Source organism: Variovorax trehalosi, assembly GCF_051216415.1.
Classification (GTDB): Bacteria; Pseudomonadota; Gammaproteobacteria; order Burkholderiales; family Burkholderiaceae_C; genus Variovorax.
The window spans coordinates 1,311,749-1,335,494 of the sequence record NZ_JBPJZG010000001.1 but is presented as its reverse complement, the minus strand read 5'-3'; the positions used below and the strand labels follow the sequence as shown (position 1 = coordinate 1,335,494).

The 23,746-nt window shown below is 66.6% G+C and carries 24 protein-coding genes; 6 read left to right on the top strand and 18 right to left on the bottom strand.

Annotation, left to right across the window (positions count from 1 at the left end; genetic code table 11):
- Position 1: 1 nt before the first annotated feature.
- Genes sctC through sctV form a run of 3 tightly spaced genes read right to left on the bottom strand, consistent with a single transcriptional unit; the run spans position 2 to position 4,182 of the window.
- Entirely contained in the window at positions 2-1,786 is a 1,785-nt protein-coding gene (gene sctC, locus ACSFA7_RS06280; protein ID WP_435498561.1) for a type III secretion system outer membrane ring subunit SctC, read from the bottom strand.
- Positions 1,783-2,049, bottom strand: a complete 267-nt coding sequence (sctS, locus tag ACSFA7_RS06275; RefSeq protein WP_435498560.1) for a type III secretion system export apparatus subunit SctS — start codon at positions 2,047-2,049, stop codon at positions 1,783-1,785. Before sctS ends, sctC begins: the two co-directional genes overlap by 4 nt.
- Positions 2,050-2,094: 45 nt before the next feature.
- Positions 2,095-4,182, bottom strand: coding sequence for a type III secretion system export apparatus subunit SctV (gene sctV / locus ACSFA7_RS06270; RefSeq protein WP_435498559.1), 2,088 nt, complete (start codon positions 4,180-4,182; stop codon positions 2,095-2,097).
- A gap of 287 nt (positions 4,183-4,469) precedes the next feature.
- Between sctV and sctQ the strand changes: the two genes are divergently transcribed.
- Together sctQ and sctR are read left to right on the top strand one after the other, a co-directional pair.
- Positions 4,470-5,591 carry a type III secretion system cytoplasmic ring protein SctQ gene (gene sctQ, locus ACSFA7_RS06265; RefSeq protein WP_435498558.1) on the top strand — a complete coding sequence of 374 codons (1,122 nt, stop codon included), beginning with the start codon at positions 4,470-4,472 and terminating at the stop codon, positions 5,589-5,591.
- 23 nt (positions 5,592-5,614) lie between these two features.
- A complete protein-coding gene (sctR, locus tag ACSFA7_RS06260) occupies positions 5,615-6,274 on the top strand; it encodes a type III secretion system export apparatus subunit SctR (RefSeq protein WP_206179158.1) in 660 nt (219 codons plus the stop codon).
- Here the strand turns inward: sctR and ACSFA7_RS06255 are convergent.
- Positions 6,201-6,935, bottom strand: a complete 735-nt coding sequence (locus ACSFA7_RS06255; RefSeq protein WP_435498557.1) for an FMN-dependent NADH-azoreductase — start codon at positions 6,933-6,935, stop codon at positions 6,201-6,203. The genes sctR and ACSFA7_RS06255 overlap by 74 nt on opposite strands.
- 118 nt (positions 6,936-7,053) lie before the next feature.
- On the opposite strand from ACSFA7_RS06255, the gene ACSFA7_RS06250 reads away from it, so the two are divergent.
- Positions 7,054-7,980 carry a LysR substrate-binding domain-containing protein gene (locus ACSFA7_RS06250; protein WP_435498556.1) on the top strand — a complete coding sequence of 309 codons (927 nt, stop codon included), beginning with the start codon at positions 7,054-7,056 and terminating at the stop codon, positions 7,978-7,980.
- Between the two features lie 20 nt (positions 7,981-8,000).
- Here the strand turns inward: ACSFA7_RS06250 and ACSFA7_RS06245 are convergent, their stop codons facing one another.
- Positions 8,001-8,663, bottom strand: a complete 663-nt coding sequence (locus ACSFA7_RS06245) for a TetR/AcrR family transcriptional regulator (RefSeq protein ID WP_435498555.1) — start codon at positions 8,661-8,663, stop codon at positions 8,001-8,003.
- Between the two features lie 87 nt (positions 8,664-8,750).
- On the opposite strand from ACSFA7_RS06245, the gene ACSFA7_RS06240 reads away from it, so the two are divergent.
- The 3 genes from ACSFA7_RS06240 to ACSFA7_RS06230 all read left to right on the top strand — a co-directional run bounded on the left by ACSFA7_RS06240 (position 8,751) and on the right by ACSFA7_RS06230 (position 10,628).
- Positions 8,751-9,602 carry an NAD(P)H-binding protein gene (locus tag ACSFA7_RS06240; protein ID WP_435498554.1) on the top strand — a complete coding sequence of 284 codons (852 nt, stop codon included), beginning with the start codon at positions 8,751-8,753 and terminating at the stop codon, positions 9,600-9,602.
- On the top strand, positions 9,602-10,090 hold the full coding sequence (locus ACSFA7_RS06235) for an anthrone oxygenase family protein (RefSeq protein ID WP_435498553.1): 489 nt from the start codon (positions 9,602-9,604) through the stop codon (positions 10,088-10,090). The genes ACSFA7_RS06240 and ACSFA7_RS06235 overlap by 1 nt, the downstream gene beginning before the upstream one ends.
- 97 nt (positions 10,091-10,187) lie before the next feature.
- Complete coding sequence (locus ACSFA7_RS06230) at positions 10,188-10,628, top strand: hypothetical protein (RefSeq protein ID WP_435498552.1); 441 nt, start codon at positions 10,188-10,190, stop codon at positions 10,626-10,628.
- An 18-nt stretch (positions 10,629-10,646) separates the two neighbouring features.
- Here ACSFA7_RS06230 and ACSFA7_RS06225 read toward each other — a convergent pair whose 3' ends face one another.
- The 13 genes from ACSFA7_RS06225 to ACSFA7_RS06165 all read right to left on the bottom strand — a co-directional run bounded on the left by ACSFA7_RS06225 (position 10,647) and on the right by ACSFA7_RS06165 (position 23,738).
- Positions 10,647-11,552, bottom strand: coding sequence for an SDR family oxidoreductase (locus ACSFA7_RS06225; protein ID WP_435498551.1), 906 nt, complete (start codon positions 11,550-11,552; stop codon positions 10,647-10,649).
- 104 nt (positions 11,553-11,656) lie between these two features.
- Positions 11,657-12,595 (bottom strand): glutathione S-transferase family protein, encoded by a 939-nt coding sequence (locus ACSFA7_RS06220; protein WP_435498550.1) that lies wholly within the window; start codon positions 12,593-12,595, stop codon positions 11,657-11,659.
- A gap of 33 nt (positions 12,596-12,628) precedes the next feature.
- Positions 12,629-14,269, bottom strand: a complete 1,641-nt coding sequence (locus ACSFA7_RS06215; RefSeq protein ID WP_435498549.1) for an isovaleryl-CoA dehydrogenase — start codon at positions 14,267-14,269, stop codon at positions 12,629-12,631.
- Positions 14,270-14,300: 31 nt separating this feature from the next.
- Positions 14,301-15,317, bottom strand: coding sequence for an NADP-dependent oxidoreductase (locus ACSFA7_RS06210; RefSeq protein WP_435498548.1), 1,017 nt, complete (start codon positions 15,315-15,317; stop codon positions 14,301-14,303).
- Between the two features lie 21 nt (positions 15,318-15,338).
- Complete coding sequence (locus ACSFA7_RS06205) at positions 15,339-15,809, bottom strand: PaaI family thioesterase (RefSeq protein ID WP_435498547.1); 471 nt, start codon at positions 15,807-15,809, stop codon at positions 15,339-15,341.
- 109 nt (positions 15,810-15,918) lie between these two features.
- On the bottom strand, positions 15,919-16,716 hold the full coding sequence (locus ACSFA7_RS06200) for an SDR family oxidoreductase (RefSeq protein ID WP_435498546.1): 798 nt from the start codon (positions 16,714-16,716) through the stop codon (positions 15,919-15,921).
- Positions 16,717-16,772: 56 nt separating this feature from the next.
- A complete protein-coding gene (locus ACSFA7_RS06195) occupies positions 16,773-18,167 on the bottom strand; it encodes a DUF2252 domain-containing protein (RefSeq protein WP_435498545.1) in 1,395 nt (464 codons plus the stop codon).
- The gene (locus ACSFA7_RS06190) at positions 18,157-18,459 is read right to left on the bottom strand and encodes a Dabb family protein (protein WP_257859731.1); all 303 of its coding nucleotides are present in this window, start codon (positions 18,457-18,459) and stop codon (positions 18,157-18,159) included. The genes ACSFA7_RS06195 and ACSFA7_RS06190 overlap by 11 nt, the downstream gene beginning before the upstream one ends.
- 20 nt (positions 18,460-18,479) lie before the next feature.
- Positions 18,480-18,716 (bottom strand): hypothetical protein, encoded by a 237-nt coding sequence (locus ACSFA7_RS06185; protein WP_435498544.1) that lies wholly within the window; start codon positions 18,714-18,716, stop codon positions 18,480-18,482.
- 2 nt (positions 18,717-18,718) lie between these two features.
- Positions 18,719-20,575: an acyl-CoA dehydrogenase gene (locus ACSFA7_RS06180; RefSeq protein WP_435498543.1), complete on the bottom strand. Its 1,857-nt coding sequence runs from the start codon at positions 20,573-20,575 to the stop codon at positions 18,719-18,721.
- Between the two features lie 16 nt (positions 20,576-20,591).
- Positions 20,592-21,041 (bottom strand): PaaI family thioesterase, encoded by a 450-nt coding sequence (locus tag ACSFA7_RS06175; RefSeq protein ID WP_435498542.1) that lies wholly within the window; start codon positions 21,039-21,041, stop codon positions 20,592-20,594.
- 2 nt (positions 21,042-21,043) lie between these two features.
- Positions 21,044-22,219 carry an acetyl-CoA C-acyltransferase gene (locus ACSFA7_RS06170; protein WP_042581644.1) on the bottom strand — a complete coding sequence of 392 codons (1,176 nt, stop codon included), beginning with the start codon at positions 22,217-22,219 and terminating at the stop codon, positions 21,044-21,046.
- A 43-nt stretch (positions 22,220-22,262) separates the two neighbouring features.
- Positions 22,263-23,738: a M20 family peptidase gene (locus ACSFA7_RS06165; protein ID WP_435498541.1), complete on the bottom strand. Its 1,476-nt coding sequence runs from the start codon at positions 23,736-23,738 to the stop codon at positions 22,263-22,265.
- Positions 23,739-23,746: the final 8 nt, after the last annotated feature.

Genomic DNA, 23,746 nt, shown 5'->3' with positions numbered 1-23,746 from the left:
CTCAACCTCCGGGCTCGGGCAATGGGAGCAACGGCACCGATGCCGTCGAGCCGGGCGTGACCAGGCGTGGCGTCAGCAGGTAGAAGCGTTCCATGTTGTTCTGCTTCTTGTCCGTGTACCGGAAGAGGCCACCCACGCCGGGGATGTCCTTCAGCAGCGGAACGCCGGTGATCGCATTGCTCTTTTCTTCCGACGAGTAGCCGGCGATCAGCAGGCTCGCGCCCTCGTCCACCAGCGCCTGCGTGTTGACGGTGCGGCGCCGCACGATCGGGATCCTGTCGACGGACTGCGGGCTCAGGTCGCCGTCGACGATGTCGATGGACATCATCACGCCGCGGCCGGTCTTCTCGTCGATGATGAGCGGCGTCACGCGCACGGCGGTGCCGGCGGTGATGCTGAAGAGGCCCGCGTCCTGGAAGCCGTCCACGCGCACGTAGAACTCGCTCAGGTTCTCCAGCACGGCCTCGGTGTTGTCCAGCGTCATCACCTTCGGGCGTGCCACGAAGTTGGCGTTGCCGTTGGTGGCCAGCGCGGTGACGCGGGCCAGCAGATAGTTGCGCGCGCTGTTGCCGATGGCGGCGGTGAACATGCCGCCCAGTGGGGTGAGCGGGTTGCCCGAGGTGTCGACACTGCCGATCTGCCCCGCCTCGCTGCCCGTGCCGCCCCAGGTGAGCGGCCCGCGGTCGCCGCGGCCGGTCTGGAAGTCGGCATGGCGACCGTGCAGGCGCCAGTCCACGCCCAGGCTGCTGAGGTTGTCGGAGCTGATGTCCATGATGGTCACTTCGATCTCGACCAACCGCGGGCGGGTGTCCATCGATTCGATCAGCTTGGCGTACTGCGCCATCTTGTCGGGCATGTCGCGCACCAGCACCGCGTTCATGCGGGTGTCGGCCTGGAACTGCGGCAGCTCGCTGCCCACGATGCTCGACATGCCGCCCAGCGTGTTGGTGTCGCCGCCCGGACCCGCACCCGCGATGTCGACCTTCGGCGCATTGATGGATTCACCACTGCGCAGCTTGATCTGCCGGCTCGGCCCGACCGACAGGGTGCCGTTGGTTCCCCGGCCGCCGGAGCCGCTGCCGCCCGAAGACTGGTTGCCGGTGCTCCGACCATAAAGACTGCGCAACACATTGGCCACACCCGGAATCACCGTTTCCTTGCCCGAGCGGTTGATCCGGAAGTCGGAGGCCCACGCGTACTTGAGCGGGAACAAGCGGATCTCGGCGCCCTCGGCCATCGCGGTCTTCTGGTCGGCCAGCTTCACGGCCTGACGCACCATTTCCACATAGCGGCGCGGGCCGGTCACGTAGACGCTGGCATCGCGTTCGCTGATGCTGAGCGGGTAGCGTTCGTCGGATATGCGCAGGCGCACCAGCGTTTCGGCGATGCGCCCGGCGTTCTCGGCTGCGATCGGCAGCACCTCGCTCTTCGCATCGGCCGCCAGGTCGACGAACAGGAACGCGCCGTCGTAGTACCAGGTGAGCCCGTTGACCGAACAAACGCTGTTGAGGATGGTCTTGGCAGACCCTTCGAACTTGCCGCTGATCACGCCATTGACCTTGGGGTCGATCACCGCCGTGATGCCTTGCGACGACGCCAGCTCGCGCAGGAAGTCGTTCAGCGGCTTCTCGTTGGCAACGATCTGGAAGGGCTTGTTCTGCCAGCGGAACTCCGCCGCCATGCTCTGCTGCACGACGAGCAGCATCAGCATGGCGCAGGCCAGCAGCATGAAGGCCTGGCGGCGGACGACGAGAAGGCGCATGACGATCATCATCGCGGTGGTCACGACAGCGAAGTCAGCGACAGGAACGCGCGCTCGGCGAAGCGCATCACGTCGCGCCCCAGCCAGCCGGCCGTGACGATGATCGCCACCATCACCGCAATGAGACGAATCGACTGGCCGATGCTCTGGTCCTGCACCTGTGTCACCGCCTGCAGCACCGCCACGACGAGCGACGACAGCGTGGCCACCGCCACCACCGGCAATGAGATCCACAGCACGAGCATCAGGCCCTCGCGCGTGATGTCCAGAATGTTCTGCGGTGTCATGGCTCGTTTCAGCTCCCTCGGAATGCAGGTTGTTGTCGTCGTTCATCAATGCGCTTCGGGATTGGTGATCCAGCCCACGGGCTGCAGGGCCACGTCGTCGTCGATCTCCTGGTAGGACAGCACCGCCAGCTGCGGCGCCACCGGCTCGATCAACGTCTTGATGTAGCGGCGCACGTCCGACGACGCGATCGCCACCACGCGGTTGGCGGTCGAGCCGAGGATGCGGCGCAACTGTTCGCGGACATCCTGTGTCACGGCCGGGCTCAGCAGCAGCAGGTTGCCGCGCGGCGAGCGCTCGATGGCGTTCTGCACGCGGTCCAGCAGGCTGGACTCGAAGAGGATCGCCTCGAGCTGGCGGTTCGCACCGACATAGCGGCTGGTGATGTAGCGCCCGAGGTGGATGCGCACCAGTTCGGTCAGCGCAATGCCGTCCTGCTCCTTGGCGGCCCACATCGTCAGGCTCTCGAAGATGGCGTGCAGGTTGCGGATCGGAATACCCTCCTGCAGCAGCCGGCGCAGCACCTCGGCAATGCGCTGAGCCGAGGCCACGCGCAACACTTCGGCGGCGAGCTCGGGTGCATCGCGCTGCACCGAATGCAGGAGGCGCTGCACTTCCTGCAGGCCGATGAGGTCCTTCACGTTGCGGCGCACGGTGTGGTCCACATGCAGGCCCACGACCTCCGCGCCGGTCCACGTCGTGAGGCCCGGCTCGGGGCCCGGCACCCACACCACGCGCGGAAACGGACCGAAGGGCTCTGCGACTTCAGCGCCCGGCGGTGTGGTGACGGCCTGCGCCGGATCGACGAGCAGCCAGTCGGGTTTGAGCGTGCCGCGGGCCACGGCCACGTCGTGCACCAGCACTTGGTATTCGTTGTCGCCCAGGCCATCGACGTAGTTCAACTGCAGCCGCGGAAAGATCGGGCCGAGGTCGGATTCGACCGAGGTCTTGACGAGCGAGAGATGCTGGTCGAGCACGTAGCGATCGACCGATGAGCGCAGGCCCGACGACAGGCGAACCGCGAGCGGCGCGGCAATGGCATGGTCGGTGTCGGTTTCTTCGGCGGCCACGCCGCCGCCGTGCGAGATCCAGCCCGGCGTATTGCGCTGCTGGCGCAGCATGCGCATTGCAAGACCCAGCCCGATCAAGATGGCAGCCAATATGCCGAACACCCACTTCGGAAACCCCGGCACGATGAGGAAACTGGCCACCGCCAGCCCCGCGATGATGAGCGCGCGTGGGTGCGCCATCAGCTGGTCGCCGATCTGCTGCGCGAGCTGCGAGTCGCGGCGGTCGCCGGTGCTCACGCGGGTGATGACGATGCCGGCGGCGATCGACACCAGCAGCGACGGAATCTGCGACACCATGCCGTCGCCCACCGTGAGGATCGCGTAGCGCTGCAGCGCGCCGCCCAGCGTCATGTCGTGCATCAGCGTGCCGATGGCGATGCCCGCGAGGATGTTGACCAGCGCGATCACGATGCTGGCGATGGCATCGCCCTTCACGAACTTCATCGCGCCGTCCATCGCGCCGTGCAGCTGGCACTCCTGCTCGAGCAGGCGGCGCTGCTTCTGCGCCTTGGCGGAAGAGAGGACGCCGGCGCGCACATCGGCGTCGATGCTCATCTGCTTGCCCGGCATGGCATCGAGCGCGAAGCGCGCCGCCACCTCGGCCACGCGCTCGGAGCCCTTGGCGATCACGATGAACTGCACGATCGCGATGATGAGGAACACCACGCCGCCGACCACCACGTTGTTGCCGACGATCAGCTTGCCGAACGTGTCGATGATGTGCCCGGCGTTGGCGTGCAGAAGGATGAGCTTGGTGGACGCGATATTCAGCGCAAGGCGGAACAGCGTGGTGAACAGAAGCAGCGACGGAAAGGTCGACAGCGACAGCGCCGAAGGCACGTACATCGCGACGATCAGCAGCACCAGGCTGATGGCCAGGTTGCTCGCGATCAGGAAGTCGAGCAGCGGCGTGGGCAGCGGCAATACGAACAGCGCCACCACCACCACGAGCAACGCCGCGAGCAACAAATCGTTGTAGCGGCCTGCATTGCCCAGCAGGTCGCGAATGCTTCCGCGGTACTGTTGAAGAGATCGCGAGGAACTCGCCATTGCGTCCTTGCTCAAGTGGAATCTTGGAGTTGTTTTCTGATGCGCACTGCACTTCAGTTGCACAACGAACGTGAAGAACGTCACGTCGCGCTGGACTCTAAGCGGCGCCCTCCGATCACGGCAACCACGAGTTCTCGTAAGTACGAATGACCTGTGGCGCGCGCGGCACTACGCGTTCCCGTACTACCTGCGCCCTGCCCCTTTCGCTAAGCTGCGCCGACCCGATGCGAAGCTGTTCGCGTTGTTGCTCCAAGGTATGTAGACAGTGACAGAACGTAGCCATTGTTCGAACGAAAGCATGCATGCCGAGCCACGCCGTTGAAGCGGTGACGGAACTCGGCGAGGCTCGCGCATTGCCTCGCGCCGATGCGGCGAATGTGCGAGCGCTCAATCGTCTCTATGCGGCTGCGCCGTTGCATGGCGTGGCGGCACGCGGTGTGAGCTACCAGCTCGCGTGGCACCACGATGCGGCCTTCGGCCACACGACGCGCGAGCGCTACAGCTTCAGGCTCGGCGCGCACGTGGGCCATCTCGCGATGGATGCGCCGAGCATGCAGGTGCTGCTCGGCGAGCGGCGCATCGACCTGTTGCCGCGTGACCTGCGCTACATCCTCCTGGCCGATGCGCTGCACCCGGTGATCGACGCGCTCGAGAAAGCGCTGCGCCTGCATTTCGAATGGCAACCGTCGGAGGCCGAAGCGAGAGAACCGCGCGATGCGCGAGAGGCCCGCGAGCAGCCGCTCGTGCACTGCGACCCCGAGCGCGCGGCCTTCTTCGTGGCCACGCCGTCGGACGGCGGCGCGATGCTGCGCGGCTTCGTGCAGTTCGACGATGCCGCGACGCTCGATGCCCTCGTGCCACCTACCACCGGCCCGCTGCATGCCGTGCGCACCAGCGAGGCCTTCCACACGCTGCGCATGCCGGTGAGCTTCCAGCTCGGCAGCACGCCGATCCAGCTGCGCGAGATCAGCAGCATCCGCCCCGGCGACATCGTCGGCATCGAGCAATGGAGTTCTTCGGGCGGCGGCATCGTCGTCACCGCTGCGCTGGGTGGCCCGACCGGGCTCTTTCTCTCGGCCGTGGCCGAAGGCTCGCGCATCACCGTTCAGCAATCGAGAGACAGTGCCATGAAGCCAGACACGCCCGCCGACCCTACGGCCGCCGCAGACAACAACGTCAACCTGCCGCTCGACCGGCTCGATGCGCTGGAGGTGACGCTGCGCTTCGAGGTGGGCGACCTGTCGCTGTCGCTCGGCGAACTCAAAAGCATTCGTGCGGGCCATGTGTTCGACCTGGCCGAGCCGCTGAACCGCAGCCCGGTGCGCATCCTTGCGCACGGCAACGTGCTGGGCAAGGGCTACCTGGTGGCGGTGGGCGATCGCCTGGGGGTGCGCGTGTCGGAGTTCGCACCCGGCGAAGTCTGAGAACATAGAACGAGGCCATAGCGATGCAAGGAGGAATCCCGGAGCCACTCACCCTTGTCGCGGTGATGGTCGCGTTCGGCTTCGCGACCTTCGCGGCGCTGATGGTGACGAGCTACACCAAGCTGGTGATCGTGTTCGGCCTCCTGCGCACCGCGCTCGGCCTGCAGCAGACGCCGCCGAACATGGTGCTCAACGGCATCGCGATCATCCTGACGGTCTACATCATGGCGCCGGTCGGCATGGACATCGGCGACACGCTGCGCACCCGCAACTTCGGCGTCAAGGGCGAAAGCATGGGCGACATCATGGCGGTGATCGATGCCGCCAAGGTGCCGGTGAAGGAGTTCCTGCAGAAGCACACGCACGAGCGCGAACGGCAGTTCTTCCTGAAGTCGGCCTCCAACATCTGGCCCAAGGCGCGCGCCGAGCAGCTGAAGGACGACGACTTCATGGTGCTGGTGCCCAGCTTCACGCTCAGCGAGTTGACGCGAGCGTTCCAGATCGGCTTCATCATCTACCTGGTGTTCGTGGTGGTGGACCTGATCGTGGCGACGGTGCTGCTCGCGCTCGGCATGTCGATGATCGCGCCCACCACCATCTCGCTGCCGTTCAAGCTGTTGCTGTTCGTGATGCTGGATGGGTGGACGCGACTGGTGCACGGGCTCGTTCTTTCGTACCGCTGAGCTCGTCCACGAGCCGGTCGACCGCAGCCTCGGCTTTGCGCATCGACTGCGCGAGCTGCTCGCCGCCGAATTCGTCGCACTCCACCGCCGCCTCATGGACATCGGTGATGCCGATGTAGCCGAACACCGAACGCACCGACGTCTCCGTATGGTTCAGGTGCGCAATGCGCCCGCCCGGGTCGTAGCCGTGGTCGCCGCGCGCACCGAGCAGCACCATGCGCTTGCCGGCGTCGGCGAGCATCGGCCAATAAGGCACCGCGCCGCGCGCACGGTCGAAGCCGAAGGTGCGGCCCACGCGCACGATGTTGTCGATGTACGCCTTGAACTGCGCGGGCACGCTGAAGTTGTACATCGGCACGCCGACCACGATCACATCGGCTGCCACGAGCTGATCGACAAGGCGGTCGCTTTCGGCGAGCACGTCGGCCATCCAGGGTTCGCGGTCGGCCGGCGCGGTGAAGGCGGCGTGGATCCAGCGGCTGTCGACGTAGGCGGGCGGATGCTGGCCGACGTCGAGGTGGTCGATGCGGTCGCCGGGCCGGGCCGCGTGCCAGCGCTCGACGAAGCGTGCAGAGAGGCGCCGCGTGTGCGAGCCGTGGGGGTCGGTGCCCGAGAGGCCCGGGCGGGCGCTGGCGTCGATGTGAAGCAGGTTGAGGGTCATGTCGTTCCTTCGGGGAATGGGTGAATTGATCTACGCTGTGTTGCGCTGTCAGAATGACTGCACAGGCCTTGAATCTATGGATACGACTGGCCATTCACAAACGATCATTTCTCCCTTCATGCAAGAGATTGGCTCATCCATTCGCCCGCCGCGCCGCCTGCCGCCTCTGTTGTCGCTGCGGGCCTTCGAGGCCGCTGCTGCGCACCTGAGCTTCCAGCGCGCGGCGCTCGAGCTGTCGGTCACGCCCTCGGCCATCAGCCACCAAGTGCGCGCGCTTGAGGACACGCTGGGGCAGCCGCTGTTTCGCCGGCTCACGCGGCAGCTCGCATTGACGCCCGCGGGCCAGCGGCTCTTCGACGATCTGCGCATGGGCTTCGATGCGCTGGAAGCGGGCGTCGACCGGCTGCGCCGGCCTGCGGCTTCGCAGTCGGTCACGCTCACCACCAACACGGCCTTCGCGGCGCGCTGGGTGCTGCCGCGCATGACAGCCTTTCGCAAGGCCTGCCCGGGCATCGAGTTGCGGCTGCATGCGGGCGACACGCTGGTCGACCTGGCGCGCGGCGATGCGGACATCGCGGTGCGCTCGGGCAGCGGCAACTGGCCAGGCCTGGTGGTCAGCGAGCTGATGCCCGAGCGCTATGCGCCGTTGTGCAGTCCGATGCTGGGCCTGCGCCGCAGGAGCGATCTGCCGAAGCACCAATTGATCCACTGCGACTGGCAACCGCAGGCGCTGGCGCCCGCGCTGTGGTCGCGCTGGTTTCGCGAAGCAGGCATCGCGCCGCCGCGTGGACGGTCGGCCAGGGCCGCGGGCCTGTCGTTCTCGGACGAAACGCACGCGATGCTCGCCGCGCTGGCGGGCCACGGCGTTGCGCTGCTGAGCCTCACGCTCGCGGCCGAGGAGCTGCGCAGCGGCGCGCTGGCGCAGCCCTTCGGGCCGGCGCTCGATACGGGGAGCTACTTTCTGGCGACCGCGAACGGGCGGGAGGACGAGCCGGCGATCCGGGCCGTGTGGGAATGGATCGAATCGCAGGCCACGTCCGAGTGATCACGGCTGATCGCGGCTGATCACCCCAACGGATCGGTGATTTCGCGAAGCGCCATGCGCTTGTAGGCCGCCACCAGCGCCGCGCCCTCGGCCGCATCGACCGCGATCGCCAGGCGGATGGTCGCCTCGCCCATCTCCCAGATCAGGAAGGCGGCCTGCTCGACGCGCCTCGTGTCGGCGCGGCCGCGCACCCTGTGCACCTTGAGCATCTCATCGGCCAACATCTGCCCGCAGGCGCGGCTTTCCGCGACCTGCAGGGTGAGCAGTTGCCGGTCGACCTGCATGCCGCTCCAGATGTCGCGCATGACGGGGCGCTCGTTGACGATCGCGTAGTACACGTCCACCAGCGCCGCGAAGGACGACTGCAGGCTGGCGAGGTCGGTCACGTCCTTGAGTCCGTCGCGAATGCACTCGCGGCTGCGCGCGTTGATCCGCTCGGCCAGCATGCGGATCAGCGCGGCCTTCTCGGGGAAGTACTGGTAGAGCGAGCCGATCGAGATGCCGGCGGATGCGGCGACCTCGCTCATCTTCAACTGGTCGCTGCCGCCGCGCACGATCAGCTCGGCCGCCGCCTCGAGGATGCGCTCCACGCGCGCCTTGCTGCGCTCCTGGATCGGGCTTTTTCTGGCCGAGGGTGCCTCCGCGACGGCCACCTGCGATGCCAAAGGTGTACTGCGTGTCATGGCTTCATCCGGGAGTTGACATTCAAAATGTGAGTAACTATCATTTTTTACGTGAGCGTTACTCACATTATCTCAAGGAGTTCGAAAATGGCAATCAGCAGCAGCATCCGGGATGACGCGCATCCCATCCTGGTTCTCGGCGCGAACGGCAAGACCGGTGGCCGTGTTCTGGACCGTCTTCGCGCCGCGGGCCACGCCGTGCGCGTCGGCTCACGCTCCGCGCAGCCGCGCTTCGATTGGGAAGACCGGACCACCTGGACCGCCGCGCTCGACGGCGTGCGCGCCGTCTACGTCGCCTACCAGCCCGATCTGTGCGTGCCGGGTGCCGTCGACACGGTGGCCGCGTTCTACGATGCCGCCGCCAAGGCCGGCGTCGAAAGGATCGTGCTCCTGTCGGGCCGCGGCGAGCCCGAAGCGCAGGACGCCGAGAAAACCCTGCAGGCCACCACGCTCGACTGGACCATCGTGCGCGCCAGCTGGTTCTTCCAGAACTTCAGCGAGAACTACTTTCTGGACGAGATCGTCGCCGGAGCGATCACCCTGCCCGAAGGGCTGGCGCCGGAGCCTTTCATCGACGCCGATGACATCGCAGACATCGCCGCTGACGCGCTGGTGGACAGCCGCCACAGCCGCAAGCTCTACGAGCTGACCGGCTCCCAGGCCTTCACCTTCCCGGAAGCCATCGCGGAGATCGGCCGTGCGACGAATCGGCAGATCGGCTGCAACATCATTTCGATGGACGACTACGCCAAGGTCCTGTCCGAAGCCGGCTTGCCGCAGGACCTTTCCTGGCTCGTCATCTACCTGTTCACCACGGTGCTCGATGGCCGCAACACGCCCATCGCCCACGGCGTGGAGCAAGCGCTGGGCCGCCCACCGCGCACCTTCGCCGACTACGTTGCGCGCACGGCCCCGACCGGCGTCTGGGGAGCGAAGTGATGATGGGCAAGACGGCCACGGTGCTGATCCTGGCGAGCGCCTTTTCCACGGCGATGGTCGCCGGCATCTTCTACGCGTTCTCTTCGTTCGTGATGCCTGCACTCGCGCGCATCCAGAACAGCGAAGGCATCCACGCGATGAACGCGATCAACGTCACGGTGATCACGCCGAGCTTCATGCTCTTCTTCATGGGCAGCGCCGTGCTGGGCATCGTGCTCGGGGGCTGGTCGCTGTTCTCGATCTCGCAACTGGACTCGCAACTGGTCCTGCTCGCCTGCCTGCTCTACGTGGTCGGCTGCTTCGGCGTGACGATGGTTCTCAACGTGCCGCTGAACAACCAGCTGGCTGCGACCTCGCCCACCGACGGTCATGCGTTCTGGCAGACCTACCTCAAGACCTGGACGCTGTGGAACAGCGTGCGAACCGCCTCATCGGCGCTCGCCGCAGTCGTCTTCGTTGCGGCTGCGCTGAAGCGGGTTGCGGCGTAGGGCTTTGCAGCTTGCGCCTGCGCATGGAACATGGTTTCATCGAAAAGAAACAGGGAGTAAATAGAAGATCGTTCAGACAGTTCAGGAGAGGTTCGAGATGAAGCACCATGACTCGCGCGTGTTCGCGGCACTGGCATTGCTTTCCACCTGCATGGCATCGACCGATGCACGTGCTGCCGACGGCACCATTCATTTCACGGGCGAGATCGTCGCCGCCCCGTATGAGATGCGCCTCGCGGCGCAAGCGCCGGCATCGGCGCCAACGGCAGCCCACCGCATGAGCGGATCGGGCCCCGTCGCCGAGCTCTCCTTCGTGCAGCAACGCGTGGACCGCCCCAGCGGCACCGTGCGCATCGACGGGCTCGGCGCCCTGCCCCTGCGCACCGTGTTCACCGATGCCCAGGGTCGACACCATCCCTTCGATCCATCAGAGGCACGCGCAATCGGCCTGGACGGAGGCAAGCTGTCGATCGCGGCGCAACAGCAGCCGCCCGCGGGACGCGTGGCGGCCGCGATGGTGACGGTCAGCTACAACTGACCGCGCACCCGCGCAACCTCAGGCTGCGCGAAGCTGCTCGCGCAGCTTCTGGCCGATCTCCGGCCGTTCGAGGAACGGGTCGGCCGGGTTCTCGATCGCCACGATGTTCTCCATGCGGGCACGCACGTTGCCCAATGCCTTGGGGTGGCTGAACACGTAGAACTGGTTGTCGCTGATGGCGTCGAACACCTTCGCCGCGACTTCGGCCGCGGTGATCTTGCCGCTGCTCACTGCCTTGTTGCTCATGGCCTGGCCGATGAGTTGGCTCTTGGTGAGCTCGGTGTCCTTGGGCGCATTCGGGCGGTTGCGCTCGCTGCTCGTGATGCCGGTCGGCACGAAGTACGGGCACAGCAGGCTCGCGCCGATCTGGTCGGTGACCAGCGTCAGATCCTGGTACAGCGTTTCGGTGAGGCTCACGACCGCGGCCTTGGCGGCGTTGTAGATGCCCATGTTGGGCGGCGTGAGCAGGCCCGCCATGCTGGCGGTGTTGGTGATGTGGCCGCGGTAGCCCGGATCCTTGGCGGCGGCTTCGAGCATCATCGGCGTGAACAGGCGCACGCCGTGGATCACGCCCCAGAGGTCCACGCCCAGCACCCACTCCCAGTCGGCGACCGTGTTCTCCCACACGAGCCCGCCCGCGCCGACGCCGGCGTTGTTGAACACGAAGTGCGGCGCGCCGAAGCGCTCCTTCACGGCGGCGGCCAGCGCCTCCATCTGCGCGGCATCGGACACATCGACCTTGCGGGCCAGCACCTGCACACCGGCGGCTTCCATCTCGGCCTTGGCCTTGTCCAGCGCGTCCTGCTGCACGTCGACCAGCACGAGGTTCATGCCGCGTGCGGCGCCGATGCGCGCGCATTCGAGGCCGAAGCCCGAGCCTGCGCCGGTGAGAACGGCGGTCTTGCCCTTGAAGTCCTGAATCATTTGCCGGTGTCCTTCTTGCGTTGAATGTCTCTGACGTTGGAAGCGCTATTGAAATACGGAACGCGCCGCCGCGCAGTCACGAAGGTGCCCCGGCCGCGTGCGTTTCAGGCTTCCGCTTTTTTCAGCACGTAGCCGATGCGCGGAAAGTGCACGTGCACCGTGCCGATGCGCTCGCCGCTGCGTTCCAGCGTGTAGTGCGTGCGCGTGGCGGCCACGAGCGTGCCCGTCGTTTCCTCCAGGCCGAAGCTCTCGGCGCGTATGGTCACGGCGCTGCCGAGCGCGATGCCGTGGTCGTCCTGGAAGGTGCTGTCGGTCAAGAGCGTGTGCGGCGTCGCGGCCTTGGCCACGGCGATGGCCTCGTCGGCGCTGAACTTCTCGGGCGCACCATGGCCGATGGCGGCCATGCGGTCCATCCAGTCGACCACCGCGGGCGTGAGGTCGAGGATGGTGCGGACCGACTCGATGCGCCGCGTGTACCAGAGCGGGTGATAGGCCGCGAAGTCGCTGATGCTCGGCACTTCGCCGAGCAGGTAATGCCTGTCGTCCAGCATGTCCGACAGGCGGCGCAGGTACGACTTGTAGGCGCTGGTGGCATCGGCCGGGCGCAGGCGCGTCATGTTGCCCGCGCTCATCTTGCCGCGGTCTTCGCCGAAGGCCTTGATGGCTTCGGGCGGCGCCTTGGCAAACACCTCGGCCGCGCCCTTGGGCTGCAGGTTCCAGGCCATCGCGGCCCAGAACAGCGTGGTATCGGCCCACTGCGCGAGGATGCGCGACAGGCCCTTCTCGGGCTCCGGGTACAGCGTGGGCTCGGGCTGCAGATGCTCCAGCACGTCGGCGATGAGCGCGCTGTCGCAATACATGTCGGCGCCGATCTGCAGGAACGGCGTCTTGCGGTAGCCGCCGGTGAGCAGTTCCACATCGGGCTTGGGCATGATCGGCGGGATGAAGACCGACTTCCACGGCAGCTTCTTGGCGCCGAGGATCAGCCGCACCTTTTCCGAGAACGGCGAGGTGGTGTAGTGGTGGAGGATCAGGTCGGCCATGGTTCGTGTTTCCTGTGGGGTGATCTTGCGTGGTCAGCGCGGCTGTGCCCGCTGGATGATCGAGTCGAAATCGGTGCCCGCCCTCAGCGTGCCGAAGGCATTGCCCCAGTCGCCGCCCAATCGCGATGCGCAGAATGCGCCGACCACCGCGGGCGGCGCGGTCTGTGCCAGCAGTGAAGCCTGCACGGCGAGTGCCACGTCCTGTGCCAGACGACGCGCCTCCACCTCGGAGGCCATCGCCTCGATGCGGGCCGGCAGCGCGTCCGCCAGCCGGTCGAGCGCAGCGTGCTGGCCGCGGGCTGGCGCCAGTTCCTTCGTCAGCGCCGCCACCGCATCGCCTTTGCGCAGGCCCCGCAGCAGGTCGAGCGCCATGATGTTGCCAGCACCTTCCCAGATCGAGTTGAGCGGCATCTCGCGATACACGCGCGCCATGATGCCTTCGCCGCCCTCTTCCACATAGCCGTTGCCGCCAAGGCATTCCATCGCTTCCTGTGCGAAGTGGCTGCCGCGCTTGCAGATCCAGAACTTGGCAACCGGCGTGAGCAGGCGTGCCATCAGGCGTTCGTGTTCGTCGTCCGGATGGTCGAAGGCGCGGGCCAGACGAATGGCCAGTGCGGTCGAGGCCTCGCTTTCGAGTGCAAGGTCCGCCAGCACGTTCTTCATCAAGGGCTGCTCGATCAGCGGCTTGCCGAAGGCGTTGCGCTGGCTGGCGTGGTTGATGGCGATGCTCAATGCCTGCCGCATCAGGCCGCTGGTGCCGAGCGCGCAGTCGAGCCGGGTCATCGTGCCCATCTCGAGGATCTGCGGAATGCCGCGCCCCTCCTCGCCCACGAGCCAGGCGCTGGCGCCGTGGAACTCCACCTCGGAGCTCGCGTTGGCCTTGTTGCCGAGCTTGTCCTTCAAGCGCTGGATATGGATGGCGTTGCGCGTGCCATCGGGCAGCACGCGCGGCAGGAAGAAGCAGCTCAACCCCGCCTCGGCCTGCGCGAGCACCAGGAAGGCATCGCACATCGGCGCCGAGAAGAACCACTTGTGGCCGGTGATCGCGTAGCGCTCGCCCCAGGCGTCGCTGCCGTCGCGCACGGCCTTGGTTGTGTTGGCCCGCACGTCGGAGCCGCCCTGTTTCTCGGTCATGCCCATGCCCATGGTCACGCCGGGCTTGTCCTTGAACGACTTGAGCGCCGGGTCATACCAAAGGCTTGTGAGCTTGGGGCCCCAATCTGCATACACGGCCGCATTGCCGCGCAGCGCGGGCGTGACCGCGTAGCTCATCGAGATCGGGCACAGCATCGACGGCTCCAGCTCGGTGAAGAGCATGAAGCCAGCCGCGCGCAGCACATGCGGCGATGCCGACGTGCCAGCCCACGGCGTGCCATGCAAGCCGGCGCCCACGGCAGCCGACATGAGCACGTGGTAGCTTGGATGGAACTCCACCTCGTCGATGCGCCGCCCGAAGCGGTCGTGCGTGTGCAGCTCGGGCGTGTGGATGTTGGCCAGGCGCGCATGCGTCTGCATCTCGGCCGAGCCGATGGTCACGCCCAGCTCCTGCAGCGGCGCCACCTGCAGCTGCGGCGCGTTGAACTTCAGCGCATCGCGCAGCGGCCGGTTGGTTTCGAACAGGTTGTAGTCCGCGAGTGGCGCGGGCTGGTTGAACACCTCGTGCGTCGTTTCCATGACCGGCCTCCTTGCCGTGCGTTCAGTGCATTCAGATCAGCTTGACGAGCTGCTTGCCGAAATTCTTGCCCTTCAGCAAACCCAGGAAGGCCTCGGGGGCAGATTCGATACCTTGTGCAACCGACTCGCGCGGCTTGAGCTTGCCCGTGCCCACCAGCGTGCCGAGTTCGGTCAGCGCCTCTGGCCACACTTCCATGTGCTCGCTGACGATGAAGCCTTCGATCTTCAGCCGGTTGATGAGGATCAATGCGGGATTCGCCAGCGGCAGCGGCGCACCATCGTAGCCCGCGATCATTCCGCACAGCGCCACGCGGGCGAAGGCGTTGCAGCGCAGAAGCACCGCATCGAAGATGTAGCCGCCGACGTTCTCGAAGTAACCGTCGATGCCGTCCGGGCAAGCCTCTTTCAGCGCCGTGCTCATGCTCTTGACGTCGGGGTGCTGGCGGTAGTCGATGCAGGCGTCGAAGCCCAGTTCGTCGGTCACGTACTTGCACTTGTCCGGGCCGCCGGCAATACCGACCACACGCAGGCCGCGCGCCTTGGCCAATGCACCGAAGGCACTGCCGACCGCACCGCTCGCGGCCGTGATGACCACGGTTTCGCCAGCCTTGGGCGCAATGATCTTCACCAGGCCATACCACGCGGTCACGCCCGGCATGCCGACCGCGCCGAGGTAGTGCGACAGCGGCACATGCGTGGTGTCGACCTTCTTCAGCGAGCCGGGTTGCGAGGCATCGACCACGCTGTATTCCTGCCAGCCTCCGAAGCCGACCACCTTGTCGCCGACGGCGTACTTCGGGTGCTTGCTCTCGATCACTTCGCCCACGGTGCCGCCCTGGAACACCTGGCCCACGGGCTGGTTGGCGGTGTAGCTCTTCGAGTCGTTCATGCGCCCGCGCATGTACGGGTCCAGGCTCATGTAGTGGTGGCGCACCAGCACCTGGTTGTCGGCGAGCGCGGGGGTCTCGACGGTCACCAGCTTGAAGTTGCTGGCAACGGCTTCGCCATCGGGGCGATTGTCGAGATGGATCTGCTTGTTCGTGGGCATGTGTGTCTCCTGGAAATTCGTTCAGTCGGTCGAAGGCGGCCGCATCTCGTTCGCGCTGGCCGGACCAGTCGGCAGGCGGCGCTTCACATACTTGAAGGTGCCGGTGGCATGGGCGCACACGCGCTCCTGCTCGTCGTAGATCTTGGCTTCGGTGAACGCCAGCGTCGCGGTGCGATGGATCAGCGTGCCGCGCGCATGCAGCGGTCCGACCGAAGGCTGCATGAAGCTGGTCTTCATCTCGATGGTGACCACGCCCGTCTCGGGCGCCACGCTGCGCGCGGCTGCCGCCATGGTGATGTCCAGCAGCGTCATGCAGGCGCCGCCATGCGTCACATCGAAGGTGTTCAGGTGCTCGGGCTTGGCCGTGTAGATGATCTCGGACTCGCCGCCCTCGAACTTCGTGAGCTCGAAGCCCAGGTGGCGCGCGAACGGAATCTGGCTCGTGTACGAGCGGATGTTGATGTCGGTAGAAGGCGGGGTTTCAGTGGTCATGGATTCCAATCGTGAGACACCGCGGAACCGGCTTTGCCGGGCCGCAGGTGTCGCCCCCGGCGAGGGGGTTGGCGTAGCGACACGAAGTGCGCGCAGCCTGGGGGAGAACTCATGCTGCGCCGAGGACCACGCTCACGCCGCCGTCCACCGCCAGCCACTGGCCGGTGATGTGCTTGCCGGCATCGCTCGCGTACAGCAGCGTCAGGCCCTTGAGGTCTTCGTCGTCGCCCAGGCGGCCGAGCGGCGCCTGCGCAGCCATCTTCTCTTCGCCCAGCGACTTGATCAGGCCCGCCGCCATCTTCGTCATGAAGAAGCCCGGGCAGATCGCGTTCACCGTGATGCCGTATTTGCCCCACTCGGCGGCCAGCGTGCGGGTGAAACCGATCACTGCCGTCTTCGAAGTGTTGTAGGCCAGCGTCTGCATCTCGGGCGGGTTGCCGTTGAGGCCCGCGATCGAGGCGATGTTGATGATGCGGCCCGTCTTCTTCGGGATCATGTAGCCGTTGGCGATCTGCTGCGACAGGATGAAATAGCCGCGCACGTTCAGGTTCATCACCTTGTCCCAAGCCTCGACCGGGTGGCTCTCGGCGGGTGAACCCCAGCTGGCGCCGGCGTTGTTAATCAGGATGTCGACCGCGCCCATGCGCTGCAGCGTTTCGTCGGCCAGGCGGCGGGTGTCTTCTTCTTTCGAACAGTCGGCGGCGATCCAGCGCGCGTCGATGCCGGCAGCCTGCAGCTCGGCGGCGGCCTGCTCCAGGTCGTCGGCCTTGCGGGAACTCAGCATGATCTTCGCGCCGGCCTCGCCGAGCGCATGGGCCATCTGCAGGCCCAGGCCGCGCGAGCCGCCGGTGATAAGGGCAGTCTTGCCCTTCAGGTCGAAGAGCTGTTGGGTGGTGCGTGGCGTCATGTCTGTGTCTCCGGAGTCGGTGTGAAGAAGGAAGAAATCGAAGGCTCGCGCCGATGCTACGAAGCGGCTTCGGACAAATCGACGGCTGCGACCTTGCCTGCGGCCACCGCCTTTTTCAGCTGGCGCCAGTCGGCCAGATTGACGTCGGCGTAGGCCTCCGCGAAATCGGCGAGTGCGGTGTTGAAGGTCTTGGAACGGCCGAGATAGCCGTCGATGGCCCAGGCGTCGCCGCCCTTGGCATGCGCGCGCGCCAGGCTGTAGCTGCAGGCTTCGGCGAACTCGAGCAGGTCGACCGGCTTGAAGTCTTCGAGCTTGTACGAGGCCTTCATGTCGCGCAGTTGCCGCACGTAGAAGCCGCGCCCGCCCTGCGCCTCGGCCCAGCCCAGGAACACGTCGCTGGCGGCCTGCGCCAGCTTCTGCCCCTGCACCACGCGCTGGCCCGGCGAGCCCTGCTCGGATGGCTCCAGATGCGGTTCAAGCACCGAGTCGCAGGCTTCCTTGCATTGCAGGAACAGCGGATGGACGCCATCGGCCACCAGCAGCAACAGGAAGCAGCGCCGCCCCACCGAGCCGACGCCGGGCGTGAGCACGGTGACGTCGTGCAGCTCGTAGCGGTCGAACAACCTCTGGCGCTCCGGCGGCAGGCTCGCGCGGTATTGCGCGAGGAAGGCCGGCAAGCCCGCGCGGAAGCGGCGGATCTCGCGCGCAGTCGCCTTGGCGTCGTGGTACACGAACGGCGGCTGCTCGCGCATCATCAGGCGGCCGTCGACGATCTCGGTGGCACCTGCGGCGAACACGCGCGAGGTGCTGCGGCGGGCCTTCTTGATGACCGCGAGTTCGGTCGCGTCCTGTGCGCCGAGCTTGAGCAGCGTCTGCGAAGTCAGGCGCGCGTACCAAGCGTCCAGCGTGTCCATCTGCGCGAAGCGGCGCATGCGATCGCGATACGCCTCAGCCAGTTGCCGGACCGCGTCGCGCCCGACGCGCGGCTTGAACTTGCGATCGCGTGCGGCCACCACGAACGAAGTGGCCAGCCGGCGCACGTCCCAGTCGAACGGGCCTTGCAGGGTCTCGTCGAAATCGTTGATGTCGAAGACCAGCGAGCGCTCGGGGCTGGCGAAGAAGCCGAAGTTCGCCAGGTGCGCATCACCGCACAGCTGCGTGGCGATGCCGCTGTGCGGCAGCTTCGCCAGGTCGTTCGCCATCAGGCTGGCGGCGCCGCGATAGAAGGTGAAGGGGCTGACCAGCATGCGGCCATGGCGCACCGGCACCAGCTCGGGCACGCGGCCGCGGTTGGACGCCTTCAGCCAGCCGAGCGGATTGCGGTCTTTCGCGTCGGGCTTGGGCGACTCCGCCCACTGGTCGAGCGCGCAGCGCGTGCGCTGTGCGCGGCCGAACGCCCGCCGGTCGGCCGGTGAGGCCTTCGCGTCGGGCGCGCGGGGTTCAGACTTCATAGTCCATGCACTGCCGCGCCTCGCGCACGGCACCGATGAAGGGCTTGAGCGCCACGTGCTGCGGATGGTCCGCATAGGCCGCGAGCGCGGCCGCATCGGTGAATTCCGAATACAGCACCAGGTCGTAGGTGGCCTCGAGCCCGGGCTGGGCAATGGCCACCTCGAAACGATGGGTGCCGGGAGAAAGCTTCGCACACGCGTCGAGCAGCGCCTTGGCCTTCAGCAGGTTGGTCGCCTTGTCGGCGCCCTCGGCGTGCTCCTTGAACTTCCACATCACGATGTGCTTGAGCATGGTTTGGCCTTCTTCCCTGCCTATTTCTTGTCGTTCAGGCGCGAGCGCACGTAGATGAGCACGACGCCCACCAGTGCGACCACGCCGCCCGGCGCGGCCATCGACCAGCCGAGCGCGGCGTCGGTGCGGCCCGTGGCGATGCCCAGGATCACCAGGAACAGGCCACCATAGATCAGGATCCAGATCCACTTCTCGAGCCGGGCGTGCGGCTTCGGGGGTTTGACGGGGGTTGGGTTGTTGGGGGCGGCGTTGGCCATTGTCAGAAAGCGTCCTCGGGCAAAGCGGTACAGGTGGGGTCGCGGCTCTCGACCACATTGAGCCAGGCGCCGATTTTCGGCAGCTCGTAGTGGAAGAAATAGTCCGTGGCGCCGATCTTGCCAGCTGTTACCGCCCTCGCCTTGTCCGCGTCGATTTCGAGCGCCCGCCGCGCCACGTCCAGCCAGAGCCAGGCCAGCACCGTGTGGCCGAAGGCCTGCATGTACGGCACGGCGTTGGCCAGCGCGTCGGCCGGGTCGCCGGTGGACCAGGCGGCCTCGGTGGCGCTGCCAATGCGCTGCAGCGCCGCGCCCAGCGCCTTGGCATGCGCCGCGAGCGCGGGCACCTTGGCCGTGCGGCCGATGGTCTCGGTGATGCGGCCGGCCAGGAGTTGCAGGCCGCGGCCCTTTTCCATCAGCACCTTGCGGCCCAGTAGGTCAGCCGCCTGGATGCCGTGCGTGCCCTCGTGGATCATGTTCAGGCGGTTGTCGCGCCAGTACTGCTCCACCGGAAAGTCGCGCGTGTAGCCGTAGCCGCCATGCACCTGGATCGCCAGCGAATTGGCTTCCAGGCACCACTCGCTCGGCCAGCTCTTGGCGATGGGCGTGAGCACTTCGAGCAGCAGGCGTGCGTCGTCGGCGGCCTGCGCGTCGCCGGTCTTCTGCGTGTCGACCAGCCGGGCGCAGTACAGCTCCAGCGCCAGCGCGCCTTCGCAGTACGCCTTCTGCGCGAGCAGCATGCGGCGCACGTCGGCGTGTTCGATGATGCGGACCTGCGGGCTCGCGGAGTCCTTCGCCACCTGGCTGCCCGCACCCGCCTCGGGCTTCTTCACAAGGCGGCCCTGCGGGCGACTCTTCGCGTAATCCAGCGAAGCGTAGTAACCCGCCATGCCGAGCATGGTCGCGGCCGTGCCGACGCCGATGCGGGCCTCGTTCATCATGTGGAACATGCAGTGCAGGCCCTTGCCGGGCGCGCCGACGAGATAGCCCACGGCGCCGGCCTTGCCGTCGACCGGGTACTTGCCCTCGCCGAAGTTCAGCAGCGTGTTGGTCGTGCCGCGCCAGCCCAGCTTGTGGTTCAGGCCCGCGAGTGCCACGTCGTTGCGCTCGCCGGTCAGCTCGCCCTTCGTGTTCACCATGCGCTTGGGCACGATGAACAGAGAGATGCCGCGCGTGCCCGGCACCAGCTTGCCGTTCTCGTCGGGAATCTTGGCAAGCACGATGTGCACGATGTTTTCGGTCAGCTCGTGGTCGCCCGACGAGATCCACATCTTGTTGCCGGTGAGCCGGTAGCGCGGGCCCAGCGGATCGTTCTGGTAGTCCGCGCCGTCGGGCACCGCGCGCGTGGCCACGTCGCTGAGCGACGAGCCGGCCTGCGGCTCCGACAGGCACATGGTGCCCGCCCAGCGACCCGCGAACTCGTTCTTCGCGAACACCTCTTTCTGCATGTCGGTGCCGTGCACCATCAGCAGGTTGGCGTTGCCGCTGGTGAGCATGTTGGAGCCGATGCTCACCGAGGCCATCGCGAAGAAGCTGTTGGCCGCGGCCGACAGCGTGTAGGGCAGCTGCATGCCGCCGATGTCGTAGTCCTGCGCCGCGCTCATCATTCCCGACTCGACGAAGGCCTTGTGCGCGTCGTGCGTGGCCTTTGGCAGGATGACCTTCTCGCCGTCGAAATGCGGCTCCTGCGTATCGACCGTGCGGTTGAACGGCGCGTACTTCTCGCGCGCGATGCGCTCGCAGGTGTCGAGCACCGCATCGAAGGTCTCGCGCGAGTGGTCGGCGAAGCGCTCGCTCTGGTTGAGCGACTCGGCATCGAGCCAGTCGTAGAGCAGGAAATCGAGGGTGGGACGCAGGCTCATGGGGTGTCTCTTCTTGCTACTTCTTCGACGAGTCGGGCAGTTTCGCGATGGTGCCCTGCGCCAATGCGCAAAGCTTCTCCACGCCGCCGGTCACTGCGAAGATCTCGCAGGTGCAGACGGCTTGCGAACTGCCGGTGTGCACAGCCTTGGCGCGCGCGATCAGGCGATCGCCGACGGCCGGCCGCACGTAATTGATCTTGAATTCGGAGGTCACCACCGGCACGCGCAATGCGGTGCCGCCGGCGAAGGTCAGCGCGTTGTCGGCCATGTAGCTCACGATGCCGCCGTGGGCGAAGCCGTTCTGCTGCTTGAGCTGCGCGGTCAGCGGCAGCTGGAGGTCGACATTTCCTGGCGACAGTGCATGCATTTCTGCACCGATCAGCACGCTGAAGGGCTGCGAGGCCAAGACGCCCCGCCCCATCGCCAGGAAGGCTTCGGGCGAGACCTGAGTGTCGCCGCCCGACATGATTACAAGACCTCGAAGACGCCCGCGGCACCCATGCCGCCGCCGATGCACATCGTGACCAGCACCTTCTTGGCGCCGCGGCGCTTGCCTTCGATGAGCGCGTGGCCCGTCAGGCGCTGGCCGCTCACGCCGTAGGGGTGGCCCACGGCGATGGCGCCGCCGTCCACGTTCAGGCGGTCGCCCGGAATGCCGAGCTTGTCGCGGCAGTAGATCACCTGCACCGCGAAGGCTTCGTTCAGCTCCCACAGGTCGATGTCGTTGACCGTGAGGCCCAGGCGCTTGAGCACCTTCGGAATAGCGAAGACCGGGCCGATGCCCATTTCGTCGGGCTCGCAACCGGCCACGGCAAAGCCGAGGAAACGGCCGAGCGGCTTCAGGCCCTTCTGTTGCGCGTACTTCTCGTCGACCACCACGCAGGCGCCGCCGCCATCGGAGAACTGGCTGGCATTGCCGGCCGAGATCAGCCCGCCGGGAATGGCCGAGCGGATGCCGCTGATGCCTTCCTTGGTGGTGCCGGCGCGGATGCCTTCGTCGTTCTCGATCGTCACTTCCTTGGTGCGCAGGCCCATCACCGGGTCGGCCACGCCGGCCAGCACGGTGATCGGTGCGATTTCGTCCTTGAAGCGTCCGGCCTCGAGTGCGGCAGTGGCCTTCTGCTGGCTGGCTGCGCCGTATTCGTCCATCGCGTCGCGGCCGATGTTGTAGCGCTTGGCGACCTGTTCGGCCGTCTGCAGCATGTTCCAGTAGATCTCTGGCTTGTGCTTCACGAGCCACGGGTCGGCCAGCATGTGCTTGTTGGCTTCGTTCTGCACGCACGAGATGCTCTCGACGCCGCCGGCCACGTACACGTCGCCTTCGCCCGCGATGATGCGTTGCGCGGCGGTGGCGATGGTCTGCAGGCCCGAGGAGCAGAAGCGGTTGATCGTCATGCCCGAGGTGGTGACGGGGCAGCCGGCGCGCAGCGCGATCTGGCGTGCGATGTTGGAGCCGGTGGCGCCTTCGGGCGTGGCGCAACCCATGATGACGTCATCGACCTCGGCGGCTTCGATGCCGGCGCGCGAGATGGCGTGCTGAACGGCGTGACCGCCGAGCGTGGCACCGTGCGTCATGTTGAAGGCACCCTTCCAGCTCTTCGCGAGCGGCGTGCGGGCGGTGGAAACAATGACGGCGCTGGTCATGGTGAGGTCCTTTGAAGATGGAAGGGAAAAGAGGGAGAGGTCGTCATTGCGCCGGAGCAGCATTGCTGTTGCTCAGGAGCTGGTGATAGAAGCCGATCATCTCGCCGTAGTTGGAGATGGCCAGGCGTTCGTTGTTGCCGTGGAAGCGCGCGAGGTCCTCGCCCTTCACGCGGAACGGCGAGAAGCGAAAGACGGCATCGCTCACGATGCTGAAGTGGCGCGAGTCGGTGGCTGCCGTCATCAGGCCCGGGGCCACGACGGCGTCGGGGAAGGTCTGGCGCACGGCCTGCTGGATCGCGCGGTAGCCCGTGCTGTCGGTCGGCGACACGGGCGACGGCTCGGAGTTGCCCGGGTACTGCTTGATCTTGATGTCGTCGTTGGCGAGCGTCTTGCGCAGGTGCGCCTCGACGCTCGCGATGGTGTCGCCCGGCAGGATGCGGAAGTTGACCGCCGCCTCGGCACGGCCGGGCAGCACGTTGTCCTTGTTGCCGGCGCGCACGATGGTGAGCGCGGTGGTCGTGCGCAGCATGGCGTTGCTGCTCGGGCTCTTCTCGAGCTGGCCGCGCACCAGCGGCTCGGTGAGCCACAGGTTGGACAGCATCACGCGGTTCACACCGCTCATCTCCGGTGCGAGCGCGCCGAACATCTGGCCCGCCACGCCCTGGATGCCGCCGGGCATCGGGTTGGCCTCGAGCCGCGCGAGCGCCGCGCTCATACTGCCGATGGCGCTGTGCTGCGGCGGCATCGACGAGTGGCCGGGGGCCGTGTCGAGCGAGAGGAAGAAGGTGCCATAGCCCTTCTCGGCCAGGCCGATCAGCGCCGCGGGCTTGGAGAGGCCGGGCAGCACGCCGTCGAGCACCAGGAGGCCTTCGTCGAGCACCCAATCGAGGCGCACATTGCGTGACTTGAGCAGCTCGGCAATGGGCAGCGCACCGCGCAGGCCGCTCACCTCTTCGTCGTCACCCATCACGAGGTAGACGGTCTGCTTCGGCTTGAAGCCCGCGCCGATGAGCAGCTCGATGGCTTCCATCTGCGCGAAAAGATTGCTCTTGTTGTCGAGCGTGCCGCGACCCCAAACGAAGCCGTCCTTGATCTCGCCCGCGAAGGGGTCGACCGTCCAGGCTTTTTCGGTGCCGGGGGCGATGGGCACCATGTCCTGGTGCGCCATCAGCGCGATCGGCTTGGCCGACGGGTCGGTGCCGGTCCATGTGTAGAGCAGCGCCTTGTTGCCCACTACTTCCTTCTTGAGGGTGGCGTGGACCTTGGGGTACTGCTGCTCGAGATAAGCGTGCAGCTTGTCGAACTCGGCCGCGTTGGCGGCCGGATCATCGAGGCCCGACACCGTGCGGAACGTGATCGCCGTGGACAGCCGCTTGGCGGCTGCCTGCAGGTCGACGTCCAGCTTCGGTGCGGGTGCCACCGCCAGTTGTTGCGATGGCGTGGTCCAGGTCTTGACCGCCACGGCGGCCACCAGCAAGACGATTGCCAGCAGCAGCCCGAGGAAGATGCGTTTCAACATGGGCGGTC